Raw genomic sequence first — 24,904 nt, 5'->3', positions numbered from 1 at the left:
TCCTAGTATCTAATACAAATAGTATATGGTACTTACTCAAAAAAACGCAAATTATATTTAAAAGCGCAAGCGGATCACACCACTCACACTCTCTATTTTGAAAAAAACCCGCCTTGCGCAGCGAGTTTTACTTATCTTTGTTTGCAGGTACTGCATGACAATGACGACAACGGGGTTCATACGATTCTGAAGCTCCAACTAAAATAATTGGATCATCAAATGCCGCTGGTTCTCCATCAATTAATCGTTGTGTACGACTTGCTGGAGATCCACATACAGAACATACTGCTTGTAGTTTTGTCACATGTTCAGCAATCGCCATCAGCTGAGGAACTTGTCCAAATGGTAGACCACGGAAATCTTGGTCTAAACCAGCTACAATGACACGATAGCCACGATTTGCCAATACTTGCACCACTTCCACAATGTCCCCATCAAAAAATTGCACCTCATCGATTGCAATAACATCCAGCTCTTCTGTAATATGTTCAAATATATCCTTTGAAGCTGAAACAGGAACTGCTTTTACCTTTAATCCGTTATGTGATACAACATCTTCTTCACTATATCGATTATCAATACATGGTTTAAATACAATTGCATGTTGTTTTGCAAATTGCGTACGGCGCACACGGCGGATTAGCTCTTCTGACTTGCCAGAAAACATACTACCGCAAATCACTTCAATCCAGCCATTTTGATTTATTAAGTACATGAAGCTCTCCTTTCATCTACTTTTCAGTTAAAAGTAGGGTAAAGGTATAATATTTTCGCAAAAAAAACAGACAAGCGAATACATACACTTGCCTGTTTTATGTTTTTATTACTTAAGACCGTATTTCTTATTGAAGCGGTCAACGCGTCCGTCTGCAGTAGCAAACTTCTGACGTCCAGTGTAGAATGGGTGAGAATCAGAACTGATCTCAACTTTTAGTAATGGATAAGTGTTACCATCTTCCCACTCAACAGTTTCGTTAGATCCTTTAGTAGATCCGCTTAAGAATTTGAAGCCTGTGTTTGTGTCCATGAATACAACTTTCTTGTAATCTGGGTGAATTCCTGCTTTCATTCTTTTCATCTCCTTCCGCCCTGAATCATTTTCGAAACAGAGTTTTTCATCTTCAGCTGCATACACAACTATATTGATGAAACACATATGATGAAATTATAACAAGGCTAACTTCATTTTGCAACTACCTGTTTTTGTCTTTTGAAATTAAAAGTGTAGACGGCTCGTTTAGCTCTGACCGGCTAAGGTTCTCTCGCACAAAAGGTGCTTTTTACCTTTAGTGTTGGAGGTTCTTAGACACGAAGAGCTAGCCGTCGGAACTAGATACAATTTAAAAGCAGAAGCGGCTCGTTCAGAATGGGAGGGGGATGGAGCTTCTGACGTAGAGGTGCTTTTTACCTTGTAGGAAGACGCGAAGCCACCGACCATTCTAGCCGCTGGAGGGAGCTCATCCAGCTCTGACTAGCTCAGGTTCTTTCACTTATTTCTCTCTTTAATATCACCTAAACAGCATAAAAAACTCGCTTACTATAAAATAAGCGAGTCCTGATTTTTTCCCTTTACTTAGTTGTTACATACCTTTTCGAGTCTGCAACAATGTTTTGTAAAAACTCTTCATTTGTCTTCGTTTGACGAAGCTTACGTAAGAAACTTTCAACAAAGTCTGGTGTATCACGCATTGTCTTACGAATGCCCCATAACTTGTCTAAATGTTCTTTTGGAATTAATAGATCTTCTTTACGTGTACCAGAACGACGAATATCAATCGCTGGGAAGATACGACGTTCAGCTAATGAACGATCTAAGTGAAGTTCCATATTTCCAGTTCCTTTAAATTCCTCGTAAATAACATCGTCCATACGTGATCCTGTATCAACAAGGGCTGTTGCTAAAATTGTTAAGCTACCGCCTTCTTCAATATTACGTGCAGCTCCAAAGAAACGCTTCGGTCTATGGAAGGCAGCTGGATCGATACCACCTGATAATGTTCTACCACTTGGTGGAATAACGAGGTTGTAAGCTCGAGCTAAACGGGTAATACTATCCATTAAAATGATAACATCTTTCTTGTGCTCTACAAGACGCATCGCACGTTCTAACACAAGCTCAGCTACTTTAATATGATTTTCTGGTACTTCATCAAAAGTAGAACTTACAACATCTCCTTTAACAGAACGTTCAATGTCTGTTACTTCCTCTGGACGCTCATCAATTAAAAGTACAATTAGTTCTGCTTCCGGATGATTTGTTGTAACACTGTGCGCGATTTCTTTTAATAGACTTGTTTTACCAGCCTTTGGAGGCGCAACAATTAAACCACGTTGTCCAAATCCAACTGGTGCGATTAAATCCATGATGCGTGTCGGTAACTTTTTCGGTTCCGTTTCCAATTTCATTTGGCGATCTGGGTATAATGGTGTTAATGCAGGGAAATGCACACGCTCTTTTGCTGAATCTGGATCATCTCCGTTTACAGCTTCAACTTGTAATAACCCAAAATAGCGTTCATTTTCTTTCGGAGGTCGTACTTTACCAGAAACCTTATCTCCATTACGTAAATCGAAACGACGAATTTGCGAAGCTGAGATATAAATATCTTCTGAGCTTGGAGAATAGTTGATAGGACGTAGGAATCCAAATCCTTCTGATTGAATAATTTCTAATACGCCTTCCATGAAAAAGAAACCTTCTTTTTCTGCTCGAGCTTTCAAAATAGAAAAAATCAGCTCTTTTTTCGTTAACTTGCTATAATACGAAATCTTAAATTCTTTCGCAAGCTCGTATAACTCTTTTAATTTCATGTTTTCTAATGCTGCAATTGACAAATTCATTCAGACACCACACTTTAACGTTATTCTCTTTTTTCATGGGTAAAGGGAAAAAATACGGAAGGCAAATAATTAATAATGAAAGGCAATAAGTTCAAGTAGGGTAATATTCACTATTGTAACCCTTTTATCTAGTTTTAATCAATACGTTGGAACACAAATACAAGAAGCGAAGACAAGAAAATTTGTCTTCGCTTCTTATTTAATTTAGTTCCAGCTCCAATAGTTAGAAAGATCGACCATTTTAACCTTTCTGAAGGAGCTGCTTACGCTTTTTATTTAATCTAGCTTCAGCAGCTAGAATGGTCGGTGGCTTCACTTCTTCCTACGAGGCAAAAAGCGCCTCTACGTCAGAAGCTCCATCCCCCTCCCATTCTGAACGAGCTGCTTACGCTTTTTATTTAATCCAGCTCCGGTGGCTAGAAGGGTCAGTCATTTCACCCCTTCCTGCGAGGCACAAAACGCCTCTTCGTCAGGAGTTCCAATGCCTTCCCCTTCTGAGCAAGCCACCTCCGCTTTTTACTTAATAACCAAGTTCGGTTTTTTATTTAAGCTATGACGACCATCTACGAAGCGAACTGTGCCTGATTTTGCGCGCATAACAAGGGATTGCGTTGTTCCTACGCTACCTTTAAATTGAACACCACGTAATAGTTCTCCATCTGTTACGCCTGTTGCTGCAAAGATTGCATCGTCACCTTTTACTAAGTCCTCCATGCGAAGGATACGATTAATGTCTTCTATGCCCATTTTTTTACAACGTGCTAATTCAGCTTCGTTTTGTGGCAATAGTTTTCCGTGAATTTCTCCACCTAAACATTTTAAAGCAACTGCTGCTAATACACCTTCAGGTGCTCCACCAGATCCAAATAAAATATCTACACCTGTACGATCAAACGCTGTATTAATCGCTCCAGCTACATCTCCATCATTAATCAATTTAATGCGCGCACCAGCTTTACGAATTTCTTCAATAATTTCTTGATGACGTGGACGATTTAAAACTGTCGCTACAACATCTTCAATATCTTTATTTTTCGCTTTCGCAACTGCACGTAAGTTATCAATAATAGGCGCATCAATGTCGACCGCCCCAACTGCTTCTGGGCCAACCGCGATTTTATCCATGTACATGTCAGGGGCATGTAACAAATTACCGTGGTCTGCAATTGCAATGACAGCAAGAGCATTCCAGCCACCGGCTGCTACGATGTTTGTCCCTTCTAAAGGATCAACCGCAACGTCTACACGTGGTCCATATCCTGTACCTAATTTCTCTCCGATATATAGCATTGGTGCTTCATCCATCTCACCTTCACCAATTACAACTGTACCTTTCATCGGAATTGTATCAAATACATCACGCATAGCTGATGTTGCTGCACCGTCTGCCTCATCCTTTTTCCCGCGCCCCATCCAACGCGCTGATGATAAAGCTGCAGCCTCTGTTACACGTACTAACTCCATAGATAAACTTCTTTCCACGATAATCCCTCTCCTTTAAGCCTTTATATTTCTGCCGTATTTTGTGAACCGTGTTTTTCTATAAAGTGTACTTCCGCAAGTAGTGATGCTTCGCTTCCCCCTTGCGGAAGTATCACTTATGCGTTCTTCATTTCTTCAATTTCTTGCTTTGTCATTTGTTCTCGCCAAATGTTTGCACCAAGCCCTTTAAGCTTGTCCACTATATTCTCATAACCTCGATCAATATGCTCAAGTCCTGTTACTTCTGTAATTCCATCTGCCATTAACCCTGCAATAACAAGTGCCGCTCCTGCTCGTAAATCACTCGCCTTCACTTTTGCACCTTGCAGTAACACAGGACCAGTTACAATTGCCGAACGACCCTCTACTTTAATTTGAGCATTCATACGACGTAATTCATCAATGTGTTTGAAACGGGCACCGTAAATTGTATCTGTTACAACTCCCGTCCCGTGTGCCTTTGTTAAAAGCGTCGTAAACGGCTGTTGTAAATCCGTTGGAAAACCTGGATATACAAGCGTTTTGATATCAACTACTTTTAACTTTCTATTACCGTTCACCGTAATTTGATCATCGTTCGTTTCAACTTGAACACCAGCTTCTCTTAGCTTTGCAGTAACTGATTCTAAATGCTGAGGAATAACGTTATCAACCGTTACTTCTCCTCCTGATGCAGCTCCTAGAATCATATACGTACCAGCTTCAATACGATCTGGGATGATAGTATGGTGACAACCATGTAAAGAGTCAACACCATCTATTCGGATTACGTCAGTACCAGCACCTTTAATACGTGCTCCCATGCTTGTTAACAATGTAGCTACATCAATGATCTCAGGCTCTTTCGCTGCATTTTCAATAACAGTTCTACCTTTCGCTCGTACAGCTGCTAGCATAATATTAATCGTAGCTCCTACACTAACAACATCTAAATAAATACGTGCCCCGCGTAGCTCATCTGCTCTTAAATAGATGGCACCTTGTTCATTCGTAACATGTGCACCTAGCGCTTCAAACCCTTTAATATGCTGATCAATCGGCCTCGGTCCTAAATGACATCCACCCGGAAGCCCAATAACAGCTTTTTTAAAACGGCCAAGCATTGCACCCATTAAATAATAAGAAGCGCGCAATTTTTTCACTTTTCCATTTGGCAAAGGCATTGCAACCATGTTAGAAGGATCGACTACCATCTCTTCCTCCTGTCCATAAGTTACTTTCCCTCCAATTTCCTCTAGTAAGTCTCCTAACATTTTCACGTCCGAAATATTAGGGACACCACCAATAGTTACTGGAGTATCTGCTAAAATTGTCGCTGGAATTAATGCAACGGCACTGTTCTTTGCACCACTTACTCGAATTGTTCCATTTAAAGCTCTTCCGCCTTCAATTAGCAATTTTTCCATATTGAGCTCCCTTCTTGTGAATGTATTTACTTTCTATCTTTTTATAGAAAGCTCCCCTTAAGAATCTCAATTACTCTTTCCATCCCAAAACTCAATAAATAGGAAACCATTATCTTCATTTCTCCTGTAGCACGAATAGATAAAGATCAACTATTCATCGAATTTACTTTATCAATTTAGATACGTTATCACATTTATTAATAGGACTATGCACATTATTTTCTATTTAAAAACCAAAAATGATAAAATCTTTAGACTTGTTCACGCTTTCATTATACAACGAAAGGAAACCGTCTAAAAGACTAGACGGTTTCCAAAACGGAATTTTATTCTTACGCTTTACCGTTAGAACCGAATTCGCGAATTTTACCAATAACAGTTGCTTTGATAGCGTCGCGGCCAGGTCCGATAAATTTACGAGGATCGTAAACTTCTTGGTCTTTATTTAATACTTCACGAACAGCTTTTGTAAACTCGATTTGGTTCTCAGTGTTTACGTTGATTTTTGAAGTACCTAAAGAGATAGCTTTTTCGATATCAGCAGTTGGGATACCAGTACCACCATGTAATACTAAAGGTACGCCAGTGAAGTCACGAACTTGTTCCATTTCAGCGAATCCTAAGTTAGGCTCACCTTTGTAAGGACCGTGTACAGAACCTAAAGCTGGAGCTAGGCAATCGATACCTGTTGCTTCAACAAGGTGCTTACACTCTGCTGGGTCAGCGTAAATTACGCCTTCAGCGATTACGTCGTCTTCTTGTCCGCCAACTGTTCCAAGCTCAGCTTCAACAGATACGTTACGAGCGTGTGCGTATTCTACTACTTGTTTAGTAGTTTCAACGTTTTCTTCGAATGGGTGGTGAGAAGCGTCGATCATTACAGATGTGAAACCTGCATCGATTGCTTCTTTACATTTTTCGAAGCTTGAACCATGGTCAAGGTGAATCGCTACAGGAACAGTGATGTTCATTTCTTCGATTAAAGCTTTAACCATAGCTACAACTGTTTTGAAACCAGTCATATGACGAGCTGCACCCTCAGATACACCTAGGATTACAGGAGATTTTTCTTCTTCCGCAGCAGCTAAGATAGCTTGAGTCCACTCTAAGTTGTTCATGTTGAATTGACCAACTGCGTATTTTCCTTCTAGTGCTTTGTTTAGCATTTCTTTCATAGAAACTAAAGGCATGGTGAATCCTCCTAAAAAACGTTTTTTGTATCCGATAAGTTCTTATCGCTGGTAGTATGACCAGAATAAGGTAAAATATGTATATCTACATACCGGACTTTTTTCTACACTCAATAGGATAACAACTTGTACTCAAAAACTCAACCGTATTCACCTGCACAATAGTCCATGTAAACGCTTTTTTCCATATTTTTTATAAAAAATTCATTTTTATGCCTCTACAGCGAGCTCATTTCTCACAGCTTGACGAATTTCATCAATATCAAATGGTTTAGCAAAATGCATTAAAGCTCCTAAATCTTTTGCTTCTTGGATCATATCAAGCTCTCCATAAGCAGTCATTAAAATTACTTTAATACTCTCATCAATTTCTTTTACATGCTTTAAAATCTCTATACCATCCATGCCTGGAATTTTCATATCTAACACTACTAAATCTGGATTATCTTTTTTCACGATATCTAAAGCTTGAAATCCATTCGCTGCTTGGAATGTCTGATAACCTTCTTTTTGGAACACTTCATGTAATAACACACGAATCCCATATTGATCATCAACGATTAAAATTTTACCTTCCATAATTCCCAACCTTTCTGTGTAAGTACAAGATTTAAAGCTTCTTATATCTTAACGATTTAATTTCGCTATTCTTTGGCAAATTCCTTCCTATTCTTTCTTATTTTACCGTTTCCTATTTTGTTATGCTACCCTACGATTTCACCTTTCTAAAAAAATAAATTATAATGAAAGCCGGCAAACACGTACGAAGGGAGTAACATTATGTTAAAAATTTTTTCAACTCAATTAAGTGGTTATTTCTCCAGAGTTTCTCAAAAAGAAGAAATGAATATAGAAGATAGCGCTCGTTTACTTGCTCAAGCATTAGTTGGCGATGGTTTCATTTATTTACATGGTACAAATGAAATGGAGGGCGTTGTTGCCGAGGCACTATTCGGTGCTGAACCAATGAAGCAAGCAAAACGCTTATTTGAAAATGGTAAAGAAGCAGAAGTAACCTCTGCGGATCGTGTACTTCTTATTAGCCGTTTTTCAACAGATGAAGCGGTTGTAGAAATTGCAAAAAAACTACAAGAAGAGGGACACTCTATTGTCGGCATTTCTGCTCTTCAAGAAGGTACGGAATCACTCGAACGATATACAGACGTACATATTGATACAAAACTGTTAAAAGGTCTTATTCCAGACGATGAAGGTAATCGCTACGGATTCCCAAGTTTAATAGTAGCCTTATTTGCTTATCACGGGATCAAATTCACAATCGATGAAATGTTAAATGAATATTAAAAAAAGCGCCTTATTTCAGGCGCTTTTTTTATTACTTGCTCTCTTTATTCGTAATAGAAGCTCTTACGAAGTCATGGAACAATGGTTGTGGACGGTTTGGACGAGAAACAAGTTCTGGGTGGAACTGTGCTGCCACGAACCAAGGATGATCTTTTAATTCAATGATTTCAACTAGACGACCGTCTGGGCTTGTACCAGAGAATACAAATCCTTCTTTTTCCATATCCGGACGGAACTGGTTGTTGAACTCATAACGATGACGATGACGCTCATATACAACCGGCTCATTATAAGCATTGTAAGCATTTGTTTCTTCAGCAAGCTTACATGGGTATAAACCAAGACGAAGTGTACCACCTAGGTCCTCTACATCTTTTTGTTCTGGTAATAAGTCGATGATTGCATATGGTGTGTCAGGGTTGATTTCAGAAGAGTTAGCACCTTCTAAACCTAATACATTACGTGCGAATTCGATTGATGCAAGTTGCATACCTAAGCAAATTCCTAAGAATGGAACTTTGTTTTCACGAGCATATTGAATCGCAACGATTTTACCTTCTACACCACGATCGCCGAAGCCACCTGGTACAAGGATACCATCTGTATCACCAACTAATTCTTTTACGTTTTCTGCTGTTACGTGCTCAGCATTTACCCATTTTACTTCTACATCTGTGTCGAATGAGTAACCAGCATGACGAAGTGCTTCTACAACAGAAATATAAGCATCTTGAAGTTCTACATATTTACCAACAAGAGCGATCTTTGTTTTCTTAGAAAGATTACGCACTTTGTTAACTAGAGCAGTCCACTCTGTCATATCTGCAGCTGGATTGTCTAATTTTAAGTGGTCACAAACGATTTGGTCCATGTTTTGTTCTTGAAGAGATAATGGAACCGCATATAAAGTATCTGCATCGCGAGCTTCGATAACTGCTTTTGTATCAATGTCACAGAATAGTGCAAGCTTGTCTTTCATATCTTGAGAAACAGGCATTTCTGTACGAACAACGATAATGTTTGGTTGAATACCTAAGCTACGAAGTTCTTTAACACTATGTTGTGTTGGTTTTGTCTTCATTTCACCCGCTGCTTTTAAGTACGGGATTAACGTACAGTGAATGTACATTACATTGTCACGACCGATGTCGCTCTTAATTTGACGGATTGCTTCTAAGAATGGTAGAGACTCGATGTCACCAACAGTTCCACCGATTTCTGTAATAACAACATCCGCATTTGTTTCACGACCAGAACGATATACGCGTTCTTTAATTTCGTTAGTAATGTGAGGAATAACTTGAACTGTTCCTCCTAAATATTCACCGCGACGCTCTTTTTGAAGAACTGAAGAGTAAATTTTACCTGTTGTTACGTTGCTGTATTTGTTTAAGTTAATGTCGATAAAACGCTCATAGTGACCAAGGTCTAAGTCAGTTTCTGCGCCATCATCTGTTACGAATACCTCACCGTGTTGATATGGGCTCATAGTCCCTGGGTCTACGTTAATGTATGGATCAAACTTTTGAATCGTTACGTTTAAACCACGATTTTTTAAAAGTCTTCCAAGAGATGCTGCTGTAATACCTTTTCCTAAAGACGATACTACACCGCCTGTTACAAAAATATACTTAGTCATGAAAAAGCTCCCTTCTATTTTGCTGTTATATAATCACCGTTGCAAAGCGCAACGTATGTAGATAACACTGTATCCATCTTATTGTTAGACTCTTTTTATTTTCTAAACAAAAAACAAAAAAGAAAATTGCTCCCCTCATCACAAAAAGTAATAAGTAGGGAGCAATTTTCTTTTATATTTACACTTTAAAAGTATTATCGTCCTTTTTTAAAGAGCCCAAAAATGATTCTACATGGACGATAATGAAAAGTCAAGAACTACAGTTCTTCCTCTTCTTCTTCAGTTTCGTCATACTCAAGTTCTTCTTCAGCGAAGTCGTCGTCATCTTCGTCTAAATCATCAAGATCGTCGTCATCTCCGTCTTCTTCTTCAAGAACCTTGTCCAAATCTTCTACATCATCATCTTCGTCTTCATTTACGTCTGCATCGTCGAAGTCATCTTCTTCAATGTAGTCGTCAAAACCGTCTTCTTCAACTTTACGTTTCTTCTTCGGTTTTGGTTGAGGCAAGATTTCTTCATCAATTTGCTCGTATGGGTACCAGCTGCGTAGCCCCCAACGATTTTCTCCTAAATTAATGAAACGTCCATCGATGTTTAAGTCTGTATAAAATTGTGCGATTTTCGCATTAACTTGCTCTTGAGATAGTCCCAGCACTTGAGCGATTTCTTGAACCAACTCGTTGAATGTCGTTGCTTGTTTTTTATCCCCTAAAACGCTATGTACAACTTCAATCATTGAACATTCTTTTAGCTCTTCTGGTGAATATTGCTTAAAATCCACTTATGCGGCACTTCCTTTCATCAAATATAACCTTATATATAACGGCCTGCTTAAAAAAATCCATACTATTCATTATAAACAAAAGTCGCACAAATATGCTACAAAAAAAACGGGAAACTTTTATAGGGTAGTAAAATTATAATTTGTCTGTTCCTTATTTCGGAAGCATATGGGCCCCTTGCAATACATACCTAATTTGCATTTCTGTATATTCTTCGAGCGTATACAGTTTTTGCAGCGCCCAGCGTCTAAATCCCCACATCTGTCCTTGTATAAAAATATTATGGGCAAGAAGCTGTATTTCTTTTTTATTTAATGTAAATGTTCCATTTTCCGTACACTGTTCTAAAATATTCTCGAACATTCCTACCATTTGAAACTCCTTTTCTAATACATATGGGAGAGATTCTTTCGGTAAAAAACGTACTTCTTGATACATAATTAATACTTCTTCTTGTAATTCGTCCATCACTTTAAAGTAATTCGTTATTGCTATCTTTAAACTTTCTACACTCCCTTTTTCTGTACAAACTACTTCCTCTAATCTTTCTTTTACATGTTCATAAATACTATCACAAACTAAATACAAAACATCATCTTTTGTACGAATGTACTCATAAAGTGTCCCTATACTAAATCCAGCCGCTTTTGCAATTTCTCTCGTTGTTGTACGCGGAAATCCTTTTTGTTTAAACAGTTGCACCGCACCTTTAATCATTTGCTCACGTCTTAACGCAACTAATTTTTCATCTTTCACCGATGCATGTACATTATGTTTAACCATTCCCTTCACCTCTCTCTATTATTTTTTGGAAGGAAAAAGCGTAGGAAAATACCTACGCTTTCGTTCCTACTTCGTTAACATACGAGAAATTACAAGCCTCTGAATCTCTTGTGTTCCTTCATATATTTGTGTAATTTTTGCATCTCGCATATAACGCTCTACTGGATAATCTTTCGTATAACCGTAACCACCAAATACTTGCACCGCTTCAGTCGTCACCCTCATCGCTGTATCTCCTGCAAATACTTTTGACATCGCTGACTCTTTTCCATACGGAAGCCCTTCTGATTCAAGCCAAGCCGCTTGATATGTTAAAAGGCGTGCCGCTTCTACATCTGTTGCCATATCCGCAAGTTTAAAGCCAATCCCTTGCTGCGCCGCAATTGGTTTTCCAAATTGATGGCGCTCCCTTGCATATTCTACAGAAGCATCTAAAGCCCCTTGTGCAATACCAACAGCTTGCGCCGCAATACCGTTACGACCTCCATCTAATGTTTGCATCGCAACTTTAAACCCTTGCCCCTCTTCTCCAAGTAGATTCTCTACAGGAATACGGCAATCTTCAAACATAATTTCAGTCGTTGGTGAAGAGCGAATCCCTAGCTTGCTCTCCTTCTTCCCAACTGAAAATCCCGGTGTATCACTTTCTACAATAAATGCACTCGTACCGCGCTGCTTTGATTCAGGATCAGTTAGCGCAAAAACAACATAAATATCAGCAATACCGCCATTTGTAATGAAAATTTTTGATCCATTTAAAATATAATGGTCTCCATCTCTCTTTGCGATTGTCTTCATTCCACCAGCATCCGATCCAGATCCTGGCTCAGTTAAGCCGTATGCACCAATTTTCTTTCCTTCAGCCATCGGTCGTAAAAACTTTTGCTTTTGCTCTTCCGTCCCAAATTTAAAAATTGGCCATCCCGCAAGTGAAGTATGCGCGGACAGTGTTACGCCTGTTGAAGCACAAACGCGGGATAATTCTTCAATAGCGATTACGTACGCTAAGTAATCGCTTCCAATTCCACCGTACTCTTCAGGCCACGGAATACCGGTTAAACCAAGCTCTGCCATTTGATCAAATAATTCTCGATCAAATCGCTCTTCCTCATCACGCTCAGCTGCTGTTGGTGCCACTTCATTTTTAGCAAAATCTCGAACCATTTTTCTTATCATTTCATGTTCTTCTGATAGTTTAAAATGCATCTCCGTCTCCCCCTTGCCCTTTTATAAAGCACGGCTAATAACAAGTTTCTGTATTTCACTTGTTCCTTCATATATTTGCGTGATTTTCGCATCACGGAAAAATCGTTCTACTGGATAGTCTTTCGTATAACCGTAACCACCAAACACTTGCACCGCCTCAATCGCGACTTCAACCGCTGTCTTAGAAGCAAATAATTTCGCAATAGATGCTTCTTTACCGCATGGTAATCCCTGTGCCCTAAGAGATGCCGCTCTATATACGAGTAACCTTGCTGCTTCGACACTTGTTGCCATATCTGCAAGCTTGAAGCCAATCCCTTGCTGCGCCGCAATTGGCTTCCCGAATTGCTCTCTTTCTTTTGCATAATCAATTGCACAGCCAAGCGCCGCTTCAGCAATTCCTAACGCCTGCGCACCGATTCCAATTCGCCCAACATCTAAATTCGCCATCGCCACCTTAAATCCTTGTCCTTCTTCCCCAAGTAAATTCTCAGCTGGCACTTTCATATCTTCAAAAGTAAGTTGTACTGTACGAGAACCGAGAAGTCCCATCTTATGTTCATCTTTTCCGATGATTAAACCAGGTGTATCTTTCTCTACTATAAATGCAGAAATACCACTTTTTCCTGCCTCTGGATTTGTAGAAGCGAATACAATGTATGTACTTGCTTCACCACCATTTGTAATAAACACTTTCGATCCATTAATAATATAATGATCACCTTTTTTCACAGCTCTTGATTTCAAACTCCCTGCATCTGATCCTGCATTTGGCTCTGTTAAAGCAAATGCACCTAAATATTCCCCAGTTGCAAGTTTAGAAACATATTTTTTCTTCTGTTCTTCTGTTCCGAAATATAAAATCGGATTCATTCCAACTGACGTATGTACAGCTAAAATTACACCAACTGTTGCACTTACCTTTGAGATTTCCTCAATTGCTAGAATGTAAGATATAAAGTCCATTTCTGCCCCACCGTATTTTGCAGGCGCTGGAATACCCATTAATCCAAGCTCACCCATCTTTTGCAAAATCTCTTTCGGGAACACCCCTTGTTCCATACTAGGAACAAAGGGAGCTATTTCCTTCTGTGCAAAATCCCGAACCATTTTCCTCATCATTTGCTGCTCTTCATTAAAACGAAAGTTCATATATTCCGCCTCCATTTGCTATATATCCTTTAAATAATTTGGTAAGACCACTATGTTGTAACAAAGGGGGCATTTATTCGTAAACGTAGAATCCACGACCTGTTTTACGCCCTAACCATCCTGCATTCACATACTTACGTAATAACGGACATGGGCGATATTTACTATCTCCTAATCCTTCATGCAACACTTCCATAATGTATAAACACGTATCTAAACCGATAAAATCGGCGAGTGTCAAAGGCCCCATCGGATGGTTCATACCAAGCTTCATGACTTCATCAATTGCTTCTTTCGTCGCTACACCTTCATATAACGTATAAATTGCTTCGTTAATCATCGGTAGCAAAATACGATTTGATACAAAACCTGGGAAATCATTCACTTCAACTGGTACTTTCCCAATTTTTTTCGTAATATCTTCAATTGCTTCATATACCGCATCATCGGTAGCCAAACCACGAATAATCTCAACAAGCTTCATAACTGGAACTGGATTCATAAAGTGCATACCGATTACTTTTTCCGGACGCTTCGTTACCGCTGCAATTTCTGTAATTGGCAGAGATGACGTATTCGTTGCTAAAATTGCGTGTTCTGGAGCAATTTCATCTAGATTCGCAAAGATTTTCTTTTTAATATCCATTTTCTCAACAGCTGCTTCAATAATAAGATCCGCTTCTTTCACACAATCTAAATCAAGCGTTACTGTAAGACGATTTAATGTGGCTTCCTTCTCTTCTTCCTTCATACGTCCTTTTTCTACTTGGCGTGCTAAGTTTTTCGTAATGATAGCCAATCCTCTATCTAATTGCTCTTGCTTTAAATCTTGTACCTTCACGTCATATCCTGCCATTGCACATACTTGTGCAATTCCTGATCCCATTTGCCCTGCACCAATTACAACAATGTTTTGTACACCCATTTTTCTTCCCCCTTAATTGTTAATAAATTTTATACCCTCGAACTTTAATTAGTGAACTTCAATCATCACTGCGTCCCCTTGACCGCCACCGCTACAAATCGAAGCAATTCCAATTCCACCGCCGCGCTGCTTAAGTGCATGGATTAGTGTAACGATAATGCGCGCTCCGCTTGCTCCAATTGGATGTCCCATCGCTACCGCGCCGCCATTTACATTCAATTTTTCCGGATCAATTCCTGCGATTTCTGTACTTGCAATTGCTACCGCTGCAAAGGCTTCATTAATCTCGAATAAATCAATGTCTTCAATTGTCTTTCCTGTTTTTTCAAGCAATGCGTTAATTGCATAACCTGGAGTTCTTGGGAAATCTTTAGATTCCACTGCAATTGCTGTATGCGCCAAAATTGTCGCTAATGGCTTTCTTCCTTCTTGCTTCGCTCTGTCTTCGCTCATTAATACAAGTGCGGCACCACCATCGTTTAGTCCCGGCGCATTACCAGCTGTCACCGTCGCTGTCTTATCAAATACAGGTTTTAACTTTGCTAACTTTTCAATCGTTGTATCTTCACGTGGCGCCTCATCCTTTGCAACGACAATAGGATCGCCTTTTCTTTGCGGAATCGTTACTGGCACGATTTCCTCTTCAAAACGCCCTTCTTTATGCGCTGAAACCGCACGCTGATGGCTACGATATGCCCATTCATCTTGCGCTTCGCGAGAAATTCCATCTTCCTTTGCAACTTCTCCGCCATAAACGCCCATGTGTGTACCTGAAAATGCGCATGTTAAACCGTCAGCAACGTTTAAATCAATAACTTCGTTGTTGCCCATTCTGTATCCCCATCTTGCTCCACGTAAAATGTAAGGACTGTTACTCATCGACTCCATACCGCCAGCTACAATCAGTGATTGATCGCCAGTACGAATAATCTGATCCGCTAACGTAACCGCACGAAGCCCTGATGCACAAACTTTATTCACTGTTTCCGTCTGCACTTCCCAAGGGATTCCAGCAGCCCTCGCAGCTTGGCGCGATGGAATTTGTCCCTGCCCACCTTGAATAACCGTTCCAAATATAACTTCTTCAACATCACTAGCCGCAACATTTGCTCTTTCAAGTGCTGCTTTAATTGCAATTCCTCCAAGTTCCGTCGCTTTTACATCCTTTAAAGATCCTCCAAATTTTCCAACTGGTGTTCTTGCAGCACTTAAAATAACTGTTTTACTCATGTTTCTTTCCCCCATTTCATTTTTTAACACTGAGCGCTCGCTCGGTATCCCTACGTTGAGAAGAGGTGCAATCATTGCACCTCTTTCTAAAGTTGTATACATTCTTACAAACTACATTGCTTCTTTTTTCTGTCCGATAACAGATCGTTCTAAAATCTCTGTCACATCAAGAGTTTGAACTTTCTCTTCTACCTCTTTCGCTTTCGTTCCATCACTGATCATCGTTAAGCAATATGGACAACCTGTACCGATAATGGATGGCTGTACAGCTAATGCTTGTTCTGTACGAGCAACGTTAATACGAGAACCTGTTGTTTCTTCCATCCACATTAAGCCACCACCTGCGCCACAGCACATTCCAGTTTCACGGTTACGTGCCATTTCTACAAGATTCACTCCCGGAATCGCTTTCAAAATGTCACGTGGCGCTTCGTACACTTCGTTGTATCTTCCTAAATAACAGGAATCATGGTACGTAACTGTTTCTTCAATAGCGTGAACAGGCTTTAAGCGCCCTTCTTTCACCCACTGAGCTAACAATTCTGTATGATGATAGACTTCTGCTTGCAAGCCAAAGTCCGGATACTCATTTTTAAATGTGTTATAAGCATGAGGATCAATCGTAACGATTTTCTTCACTCCTGCCTTTTCAAATTCTTCGATATTCTTTGTCGCCATCTCTTGGAATACAAATTCATTTCCGAGGCGGCGTGGTGTATCTCCAGAATTCTTTTCTTTATTACCGAGAATTGCGAATGAAATGCCTGCTTCGTTCATTAACTTCGCAAATGATATCGCAATCTTCTGACTACGATTGTCGTATGATCCCATTGAACCAACCCAGAATAAATACTCGAATTCCTCCCCAGCTTTTGATTTTTCTTTTACAGTTGGAACTGTTACTTCGTCATCACCTTGGCGCCATGTTTCACGCTCTTTACGGTTCAGACCCCACGGATTCCCTTGACGCTCGATATTTGTCATCGCGCGTTGTGCTTCCGCGTCCATTTTTCCTTCTGTTAAAACGAGATATCGACGTAAATCAATAATTTTGTCAACATGCTCATTCATAACTGGGCATTGATCTTCACAGTTACGACACGTTGTACATGCCCAAATCTCTTCTTCTGTAATAACATCTCCGATTAAACTCGGATCGTAAGCGAGCGTTGTAGACGCTGATTCTTGTTGTCCTTTTCCAGCTGCCATCATCGCTAACTGATTTCCTTGTGTATTATTGAAGGCAACTACTGGAACCCACGGTGCTTTTGATGTTACCGCAGCTCCTTTATCAGTTAAATGATCGCGAAGTTTTAAAATTAAGTCCATCGGCGATAACATTTTTCCTGTTCCTGTTGCCGGACACATATTTGTACAACGGCCACACTCTACACAAGCGTATAAATCAATAAGTTGATTTTGTCTAAAGTCTTCAATTTTACCAACACCAAATGTTTCTTGCGTTTCATCTTCAAAATCAATCTTTTCAAGCTTCCCTGGGTTTGAAAGACGACCGAAGAATACATTAGCTGGTCCTGCAATTAAATGCGCATGTTTTGATTGTGGAACATACACTAAAAACGTTAACAAAATTAGTAAATGCACCCACCAAGAAAAATAGAACACTGAAATGGCTACGGTTTCATTTATCCCGCTAAAAACGTAAGCGATTGCAGAAGCAATTGGTTCACTCCATGAAAGCTCCTCGCCATGCCATATAAGTCCCATACCGTTACCAAGTAGCACAGAAATCATTAAGCCACCGATAAAGATAAGAACAAGACCTGATTTGAAGTTACGTTTTAAACGAACAAGCTTTTCTACATAACGTCTATGAAAAGCCCAAAATACTGCAATTAAAATAACAAGTGTGACAATTTCCTGGAAGAATGTAAATGCAGGGTATAGTGGTCCAAGTGGAAGATGTGATCCTGGTGCGAGTCCTTTCCAAACGAAGTCAATTGCTCCAAATTGGACAAGAATAAATCCGTAAAAGAACATAACGTGAATGATGCCGCTTTTCTTATCTTTCAGCAGCTTTTTTTGACCGAAAACATTGACCTTAAGGAGATCCCAACGCTCTTTAAAACGACGGTCAAATTCAATTTTTTTTCCTAATTGTATGTAGGCCATTCTCGTCCGTATAAGATATACAAACAAATATCCTGCATAAGCAATAACAGCAATGGCAGCCAGCCAATTAATGATCAGTAAGCTATTCATTTTTATGCTACCCCTCTCTTTGTAAGCCCTCTTTCTTTTTTGAATCTTCAAAAATATATAATTTTCTGAATTATATCCCCTATCCCCATTATATAATGAGTGAGCATTCAGTCAACAGTTTTTTGTTATAGAACAACACATTTTTTCATAAAGCTGTTTATTTCGGTGAAACTATAAAGTGAAACTTTAATCAGCAGGGGTGGTTCATCCCCCGCTGATTATTAGTTGAACCAATCGGGCTTTTACGGGCAGTTGATTTCCAAACTAGCTTCTGCTTATTCATCAATTTTTGAAATAGGAAGCTTACTGCCCGTTAAAGCGGGGTAAGGTGAAACTTTAATCAGCAGGGGTGGTTCATCCCCCTCTAATTATTAGTTGAACCAATCGGGCTTTTACGGGCAGTTGATTTTCAAGCTAACTTCTACTTATTCAACAGTTTTTGAGTCGAAAGGCTTACTGCCCGTTAAAGCGGGATAAAGTGAAACTTTAACCAGTACAAGATCTATCCTCTAAAGAAATTTATAATAACAGCCGTGCTACCCGTATCATTTGTAACACACTGAAGGTGAAAAGAATGCGAAGGAGGGAATTCACTAATGCTCTACTTATCTCTTTTGTTAATATCCGTTGCTCTTTGGATTACAATTGACCTTTCATACGGGAGACTTCTTCATTTAAAACGAGTAAGCTCTCGCACTTTCCCTTTACGTCAAAGTGATTTTCACCTTTATACATACGGGAAAGATTTGTATGACGCTTTATTTACTGATATAAAACAAGCACAGCATCACATTCATATTTTATTCTTCATTGTAAAAAACGATAAAATCAGTCGTGAATTTTTAAAATTGCTGATTGATAAGGCTCAGGAAGGAATTGAAGTACGACTTTTACTTGATCGATTTGGCAGCCATTCTTTATCAAACGAAGCTATTCGCTCCCTGCAAAAACATGGTGTATCTTTTTCATTTTGTCATAAGGTAAAATTTCCTCTGCCTTTCTTTTCTGCCAATCAACGAAATCATAGGAAAATTACAGTGATTGATGGGAAAACCGGCTATATCGGGGGATTTAATATCGGTGAAGAGTATCTAGGGCATAATGAATATTTAGGATTGTGGCGAGACTACCATTTACGTCTTACAGGAGAAGGGGTTCAAGATTTACAAAAGCAATTTTTGCATGACTGGTTTGATGATACGAAACAAAATTTATTAGATGCTTCTCTTTATTTTCCAAAACAAAACCCAGGTACCATCCTGCATCAATTTATTCCGACTGATGGGGCTTATTTACAGCATACTTTTTTACATTTAATTAACGCGGCAAAAAAAGAAATCTGTATCGGTACACCATATTTCATTCCTGGAAAAAAAATTATGAATGCCTTATTAAAAGCAAAAGAAAGAGGGGTTCAAATCACAATTCTTGTTCCAGAAAAAGCTGATCACCCTCTTGTTCGAGAAGCCAAATTTCCGTACTGCCGAAAATTAATACAGGCTGGTTGCAATATTTATGCATTTCAACAAGGTTTTTTTCACGCCAAAATTATTATAGTAGACGATGATATTTGCGATATCGGAACAGCAAACTTTGATATGAGAAGTTTATATATTAACCATGAAATAAACTGCCTGTTATATAATAAACATTTCATTCAAACAGTAAAAAAGAAATTCCATGAAGATCTAGAGAATGCATCTGTACTTTCCTATAGCGATGTAAACCCGCCTTCTCTTATCGATAGAGGAAAGGAATGGATTGGAACAATGTTTGCTTTCTTTTTATAGGAAAGACAATGAATAAAAGAGGTGTATCTCATATGCTTATACGGTTTGGATATGTCTCACATGCAATGGCACTCTGGGACTGTTCTCCTGCCAAAACAATGACGTTTACAAGCTTTAAGAAACTCAGCAAGCAAGAGCGAGAAGACAAACTGTACCATGTTATAAGGCAAAATTTAGAGCACACAATACGTATCCTTCATTACAATATAGCGCATGAAATCCCACTATATCGCCTATCGTCTTCCATCGTCCCACTTGCAACACATCCCGAAGTCGAGTTTGACTATATTGGGGTATTCACACCACTTTGGCGTAAAATAGGGGCTTTAATTAAAGAACACAATTTACGAATAAGTTTTCATCCAAATCAATTTACGCTATTTACAAGCGACAAGCCACATATTACTACTAACGCTATTACGGATATGACTTATCATTATAAAATATTGGATGCTATAGGCATTGCAGATTCTTCTTACATTAATATCCATGTAGGTGGAGCCTATGGAAATAAAGAAAAGGCAATTGAGCGCTTCCATGAAAACATAAAAAAACTTCCTACACATATAAAAAAACAAATGACTCTTGAAAATGATGATAAAACCTATACAACCGCTGAAACTTTATCAATTTGCCAAAAAGAAAATATTCCATTTGTATTTGATTATCATCATCATATGGCCAATCTTTGCGAGGAACCACTAGAAGAGTTGCTTCCTGCAATTTTTGAAACTTGGTCACATACAAATATTTCTCCTAAAGTTCACATTTCCTCCCCGAGATCGGAAAAAGAATTTAGGGCTCATGCTGAATATATCGATTTAGAGTTTATTAAGCCTTTCTTACACATTGCAAAAAAACACAATCATAATTTCGATATTATGATTGAAAGTAAACAAAAAGACTTAGCATTATTCCAATTAATAGATGAACTTTCTGCTATAAGAGGAATTAAAAGAATAAGTGGTGCAATGTTACAGTGGTAAATTGTAACTTTGCACCATTTTTTCAAAAAAGTAATTTTTATAGTAAAAAACATCCTATTTTATATGCTATTATTTAAATTAGCATTCCCTCGAGATTCAACTTTATTGAAACGGAGTCATAATATGATTAATCAAAAAAAATATGTACAATTTGTCATAATATACATATCTATATTTGCTCTTTGGATACTCTTTATTCCAAATGAGTCGCATATAAAGGAGATTGGAATTCTTTTCTTATTCTGTTTCGCTGCACTTTTTTCTTGTCACTGTTTATATAAAGCTATTAAGAGAATGAAACGCAGTGATAAACTATTTTGGATTTTATTACTATGTACTTGCCTATGTGGGTTAGTTATGGAGATAACCCTATTTCTTAGTTCACTTTCTATACATGATCAATCTATATTTTCATATAAAGCATTACCTTTTTTTATCATACAATATATTTTGCTCTTTGTTGGATTTGCTATAAAGTTTATAAAAAATTATTCTATTAAGGGGCTTTCTCAATTTTCATTCGATAGCATCTTTATTATTATTATGAACATTTATTTCACCTTAACTTTTATCTTAGACCTTTCAAGCTTCCGCATGTTAACAAAGGATACTTGGATTTTAATTGGGTATTTCATTGCACAATCATTAGTAATTTACGCCGTTATTAGCCTATATAGAAGAGAACAATATTCTTCTAGTAGAATTGCATTAATTATCGGTTTCACTATTATACTCGTATACGGTTATATTCATCTGTTTCAATTGAATTTTGGGATGAAAACTTCTGCTGAAATTAATTATTTAATACACACTGCTTCTATTTTATTAATTGGACTTTCTTCCATACTATATATTTTAGATAAACCAATGCAGCATGAAACGAAAACAAAATATTATCGATTCGATTATGTACGTTTTATACTACCTTATTTTAGTATAATTATTACTTTTTCTTTTATTATCATTCAACCTTGGGATGATAAATTCATGTTAATCGGTCTCGTATTATCACTTATTTTGTTATTCTTGCGGCAACTTTACATGTGGAAAGATAATCAAGCACTAATTCATACATATGAACAGTTGACTACACAACTAGAGGACGAAGTTGAAGAAGGTGCATTTGCATTATCAAAAAGTGAACAACGTTATAAATCTTTATTCGAGGACCATCCCGATGCCGTTTTCTCTTTAAATATGAATGGCATTTTTCAACAATCTAATAAAGCGTGCGAAAGCTTATTTACTGCCTATTATTGCGAAGTGGCAAGCTATTCTCTGGTACACTTCATTGATTCAAAAGACCACGAACTACTAAAGAAGGCTTTACAAATTACAAAGGAAGGTAGGCCACAAACGTTAGAAGTTCGTACAAAAGAACAAGAAGGCTATTATTATTATCTCCATATTACACTTATCCCTACTTTTATAAACAAAGAAGTGGTCGGAATGTTTGGGATAGCACGTGATATTACCACCTTATATGAAAAACAAAAACAAGTAGAACATTTAGCCTTTCACGATGCACTTACTGGATTACCAAATCGTCGAAAGTTCGAAAAAGATTTAAAAGCCATTTTAAATACAGCCCAAACTAACGCAAATGATGTCGCCGTCATATTCCTTGATTTAGATCGATTTAAAAAAATTAACGATAGACTTGGCCATGACGTTGGAGATTTATTATTAATTGAAGTAGCAAAAAGATTACGCGGTTGCTTGCGTTCAAAAGATATCGTCGCTCGCCAAGGTGGAGATGAGTTTACAATTCTATTACCAGAAATGTACTCAGAAAAAAGTGCAATTTTTATAGCTGAACAGATTTTAACTATTTTAAACAAACCATTCTTCATTCAAGGCGAAGAACTCTCTATTACACCAAGTATCGGAATTGCGATGTACCCTGATTATGGAACTGATGTAAATGAGTTAATGAAAAATGCTGATATGGCTATGTATCGTGCGAAAGCAAATGGAAAAAACAGATTTGTTTTCTTCTCAAAAGAAATGAGTATCGCTCAAAATGAAATTCAATTCTTAGAAGGTGAACTTTCAAAAGCATTACAACAAAATGAATTTTTCCTTGAATACCAGCCACAAGTAAGCACAAAAACAAAACAAATTATCGGTTTTGAAGCATTAATACGTTGGAAGCATCCAAAACTCGGTATCGTATCTCCTGCCCAATTTATCCCACTAGCAGAGGAAACTGGTTTTATTATTGAACTTGGCAATTGGATTTTACGTACTGCTTGTTTAGAGGCAAAAAGATGGCATAATCAAGGTTTCTCTCACTTAAAAGTTGGTGTAAATTTATCTGTTGTTCAATTTAACCATGCAGATTTAATCCCAACTATTTCAAAGGTATTGGAAGAAACAGAACTGAAACCAGAAGCACTAGATATTGAAATTACGGAAAGCATCGCAATTAATCAAAATCAATCTGTAGTTGCAAAACTAGAACAACTTCAAAATCTCGGTATTCAAATTTCAATCGACGACTTTGGAACCGGTTATAGTTCTTTAGCTTATTTAACAAAATATCCAATCAACACATTAAAAATCGCTCGAGAGTTTATTTGTGGAATTACAACTAGCCCTTTAGAAGAAGCAATTGTCTCTTCCATTATTACACTATCAAAACAACTAAATTTAGAAGTGATTGCAGAAGGTGTAGAAACGGAAGAAGAATGGGAATTTTTACATAAACAAAATTGTGATCACATTCAAGGATTCTTTATTAGCAAACCTGTTTCTAGTAAAGACGTTTGGATGTTACTCCATAAAAAAACAACCGCCTAAGTAAGACGGTTGTTTTTTAATATTCAAAAGGTAAATCTTTAGCTAATTGTACCTCTTGATCGTTATGAGAAATTATATGGCTTTTCTCTAATGCCGTATCGCCTAATGAAATACCCCATGCCATCGCTAACGTTAATAAACTACCAATAAGTAATTTCTTCATATTCCATCACCCACATTTTTTATTTTAATATATCATGAAAATTTATCTCTATTATATGCAATTATGCATATCCATTTTTTAGGATATTTATCTACTGATTTTATTTACGAGAGCTTCTTTATATGTATGCATTTCTAATATATCAAAAAAGAAGCTTGCCTTTTTATATGCATCTTCAACCTCTGCCCCATCGTACTCCAACTTCCCTAGGCATTCACCTCTTTGATAATATAGCTGTCCAATTAATGCCATACTATTAATTCGGCATGATATTTCAATCGCTTTATTTACTTGATAAAGTGACTCTTCATATTGATTATCTAAATATAATGCTTTCGCATGATTATATCTTACCTTCACTTCAAATTCTTCATTATCATGCAATACCTCTAATTGTTTTAATATATCTTCAAATAACTCAATACTCTTCTTAAAATAGCTATTTTCAGCATAAATATTTGCAATCGCATTTTCTATATAAAGATTTTGGTATACGTCTATTCCAGCTAACTGTTGATTTAACAATTTTTTTAATTCTAAAATACAATATTCGTAATCGATTTTCTTTAATATGTAAGCTGCTACATGATATTGCCATTGAAGAAATTGCTGGAATTCAGGATGATATTCTTCCTTTTTCAGCTCATTCCACACTTTATTATAAATTTCTTTATATCTTTTTTGCTTACAAAGCATAATGATTTGATCTTTAAACTGTTTTTTTCTTTCAATATCGGAATAAATGAGTACCTCATAAAAATGAATAATAGGAACTTGTAATTTTGCTGCGATACCTTGCAATATATCCATACTTGGGTATACCGCACCCGATTCGATTCTACTCACTTCCGATTGATGACATATATTATCGGATAACTGTTTCTGTGTTAATCCTCTCATCACCCTAATTTTCTTAATTTCACTTCCTAATTTTTCTGCGTGCATACTTACTCACCATCCCATTAGAACAATCTAATTTTTTGAGTTGTCATACCACT

At 37.7% G+C, this 24,904-nt stretch carries 21 protein-coding genes; 4 read left to right on the top strand and 17 right to left on the bottom strand.

Translation table 11 applies throughout. The features are described 5' to 3' along the window. Window positions 1-127: 127 nt before the first annotated feature. The 7 genes from ACTFN4_RS15445 to spo0F all read right to left on the bottom strand — a co-directional run bounded on the left by ACTFN4_RS15445 (window position 128) and on the right by spo0F (window position 7,498). Window positions 128-715: a thymidine kinase gene (locus ACTFN4_RS15445; protein ID WP_000280859.1), complete on the bottom strand. Its 588-nt coding sequence runs from the start codon at window positions 713-715 to the stop codon at window positions 128-130. Window positions 716-823: 108 nt separating this feature from the next. Beyond that, entirely contained in the window at window positions 824-1,069 is a 246-nt protein-coding gene (locus ACTFN4_RS15440) for a type B 50S ribosomal protein L31 (protein ID WP_000643433.1), read from the bottom strand. Window positions 1,070-1,569: 500 nt separating this feature from the next. Beyond that, window positions 1,570-2,841, bottom strand: coding sequence for a transcription termination factor Rho (rho, locus tag ACTFN4_RS15435; RefSeq protein ID WP_001053903.1), 1,272 nt, complete (start codon window positions 2,839-2,841; stop codon window positions 1,570-1,572). Between the two features lie 516 nt (window positions 2,842-3,357). Further along, a complete protein-coding gene (gene glpX / locus ACTFN4_RS15430; protein WP_000442340.1) occupies window positions 3,358-4,323 on the bottom strand; it encodes a class II fructose-bisphosphatase in 966 nt (321 codons plus the stop codon). A gap of 116 nt (window positions 4,324-4,439) precedes the next feature. Continuing rightward, window positions 4,440-5,729, bottom strand: a complete 1,290-nt coding sequence (gene murA, locus ACTFN4_RS15425) for a UDP-N-acetylglucosamine 1-carboxyvinyltransferase (RefSeq protein WP_000413254.1) — start codon at window positions 5,727-5,729, stop codon at window positions 4,440-4,442. Window positions 5,730-6,061: 332 nt separating this feature from the next. Further along, entirely contained in the window at window positions 6,062-6,919 is an 858-nt protein-coding gene (locus tag ACTFN4_RS15420; RefSeq protein ID WP_001131855.1) for a class II fructose-bisphosphate aldolase, read from the bottom strand. Between the two features lie 210 nt (window positions 6,920-7,129). Beyond that, window positions 7,130-7,498: a sporulation initiation phosphotransferase Spo0F gene (spo0F, locus tag ACTFN4_RS15415; protein ID WP_000398594.1), complete on the bottom strand. Its 369-nt coding sequence runs from the start codon at window positions 7,496-7,498 to the stop codon at window positions 7,130-7,132. A 201-nt stretch (window positions 7,499-7,699) separates the two neighbouring features. Between spo0F and ACTFN4_RS15410 the strand changes: the two genes are divergently transcribed. Next, window positions 7,700-8,224 carry a DUF2529 domain-containing protein gene (locus ACTFN4_RS15410; RefSeq protein WP_000912402.1) on the top strand — a complete coding sequence of 175 codons (525 nt, stop codon included), beginning with the start codon at window positions 7,700-7,702 and terminating at the stop codon, window positions 8,222-8,224. Window positions 8,225-8,255: 31 nt separating this feature from the next. Here the strand turns inward: ACTFN4_RS15410 and pyrG are convergent, their stop codons facing one another. The 8 genes from pyrG to ACTFN4_RS15370 form a co-directional block, all read right to left on the bottom strand. After that, window positions 8,256-9,863 (bottom strand): CTP synthase, encoded by a 1,608-nt coding sequence (gene pyrG, locus ACTFN4_RS15405; protein ID WP_000170460.1) that lies wholly within the window; start codon window positions 9,861-9,863, stop codon window positions 8,256-8,258. A 257-nt stretch (window positions 9,864-10,120) separates the two neighbouring features. After that, a complete protein-coding gene (rpoE, locus tag ACTFN4_RS15400; protein ID WP_439962513.1) occupies window positions 10,121-10,645 on the bottom strand; it encodes a DNA-directed RNA polymerase subunit delta in 525 nt (174 codons plus the stop codon). 154 nt (window positions 10,646-10,799) lie between these two features. Next, on the bottom strand, window positions 10,800-11,429 hold the full coding sequence (locus tag ACTFN4_RS15395; protein WP_000238605.1) for a TetR/AcrR family transcriptional regulator: 630 nt from the start codon (window positions 11,427-11,429) through the stop codon (window positions 10,800-10,802). A 66-nt stretch (window positions 11,430-11,495) separates the two neighbouring features. Continuing rightward, entirely contained in the window at window positions 11,496-12,635 is a 1,140-nt protein-coding gene (acdA, locus tag ACTFN4_RS15390; RefSeq protein ID WP_000545544.1) for an acyl-CoA dehydrogenase AcdA, read from the bottom strand. Window positions 12,636-12,656: 21 nt separating this feature from the next. Beyond that, window positions 12,657-13,787: an acyl-CoA dehydrogenase gene (locus ACTFN4_RS15385; protein ID WP_001011179.1), complete on the bottom strand. Its 1,131-nt coding sequence runs from the start codon at window positions 13,785-13,787 to the stop codon at window positions 12,657-12,659. Window positions 13,788-13,860: 73 nt separating this feature from the next. Next, window positions 13,861-14,712: a 3-hydroxybutyryl-CoA dehydrogenase gene (locus ACTFN4_RS15380; RefSeq protein WP_000538874.1), complete on the bottom strand. Its 852-nt coding sequence runs from the start codon at window positions 14,710-14,712 to the stop codon at window positions 13,861-13,863. A gap of 48 nt (window positions 14,713-14,760) precedes the next feature. Then, window positions 14,761-16,044: an acetyl-CoA C-acetyltransferase gene (locus ACTFN4_RS15375; protein WP_002026635.1), complete on the bottom strand. Its 1,284-nt coding sequence runs from the start codon at window positions 16,042-16,044 to the stop codon at window positions 14,761-14,763. 9 nt (window positions 16,045-16,053) lie between these two features. Next, window positions 16,054-18,165: a heterodisulfide reductase-related iron-sulfur binding cluster gene (locus tag ACTFN4_RS15370; protein ID WP_001086776.1), complete on the bottom strand. Its 2,112-nt coding sequence runs from the start codon at window positions 18,163-18,165 to the stop codon at window positions 16,054-16,056. Window positions 18,166-18,761: 596 nt separating this feature from the next. Between ACTFN4_RS15370 and cls the strand changes: the two genes are divergently transcribed. From cls to ACTFN4_RS15355, 3 genes are all read left to right on the top strand, one after another. Further along, a complete protein-coding gene (gene cls / locus ACTFN4_RS15365; RefSeq protein WP_000966420.1) occupies window positions 18,762-19,955 on the top strand; it encodes a cardiolipin synthase in 1,194 nt (397 codons plus the stop codon). A gap of 32 nt (window positions 19,956-19,987) precedes the next feature. Then, window positions 19,988-20,941, top strand: a complete 954-nt coding sequence (uvsE, locus tag ACTFN4_RS15360; RefSeq protein ID WP_011110499.1) for a UV DNA damage repair endonuclease UvsE — start codon at window positions 19,988-19,990, stop codon at window positions 20,939-20,941. Between the two features lie 123 nt (window positions 20,942-21,064). Further along, window positions 21,065-23,743, top strand: a complete 2,679-nt coding sequence (locus tag ACTFN4_RS15355) for a DUF4084 domain-containing protein (RefSeq protein WP_002184091.1) — start codon at window positions 21,065-21,067, stop codon at window positions 23,741-23,743. 16 nt (window positions 23,744-23,759) lie between these two features. Here ACTFN4_RS15355 and ACTFN4_RS15350 read toward each other — a convergent pair whose 3' ends face one another. After that, window positions 23,760-23,906 (bottom strand): quorum-sensing peptide PapR, encoded by a 147-nt coding sequence (locus tag ACTFN4_RS15350; RefSeq protein ID WP_000734730.1) that lies wholly within the window; start codon window positions 23,904-23,906, stop codon window positions 23,760-23,762. An 87-nt stretch (window positions 23,907-23,993) separates the two neighbouring features. Continuing rightward, window positions 23,994-24,851, bottom strand: coding sequence for a transcriptional regulator PlcR (gene plcR / locus ACTFN4_RS15345; protein ID WP_000542912.1), 858 nt, complete (start codon window positions 24,849-24,851; stop codon window positions 23,994-23,996). Window positions 24,852-24,904: the final 53 nt, after the last annotated feature.

Source organism: Bacillus cereus group sp. MYBK95-2, assembly GCF_051915225.1.
Classification (GTDB): domain Bacteria; phylum Bacillota; class Bacilli; order Bacillales; family Bacillaceae_G; genus Bacillus_A; species Bacillus_A cereus.
Note: the sequence above shows the minus strand (reverse complement) of the source record. Positions and strands in the feature narration are given on the sequence as shown.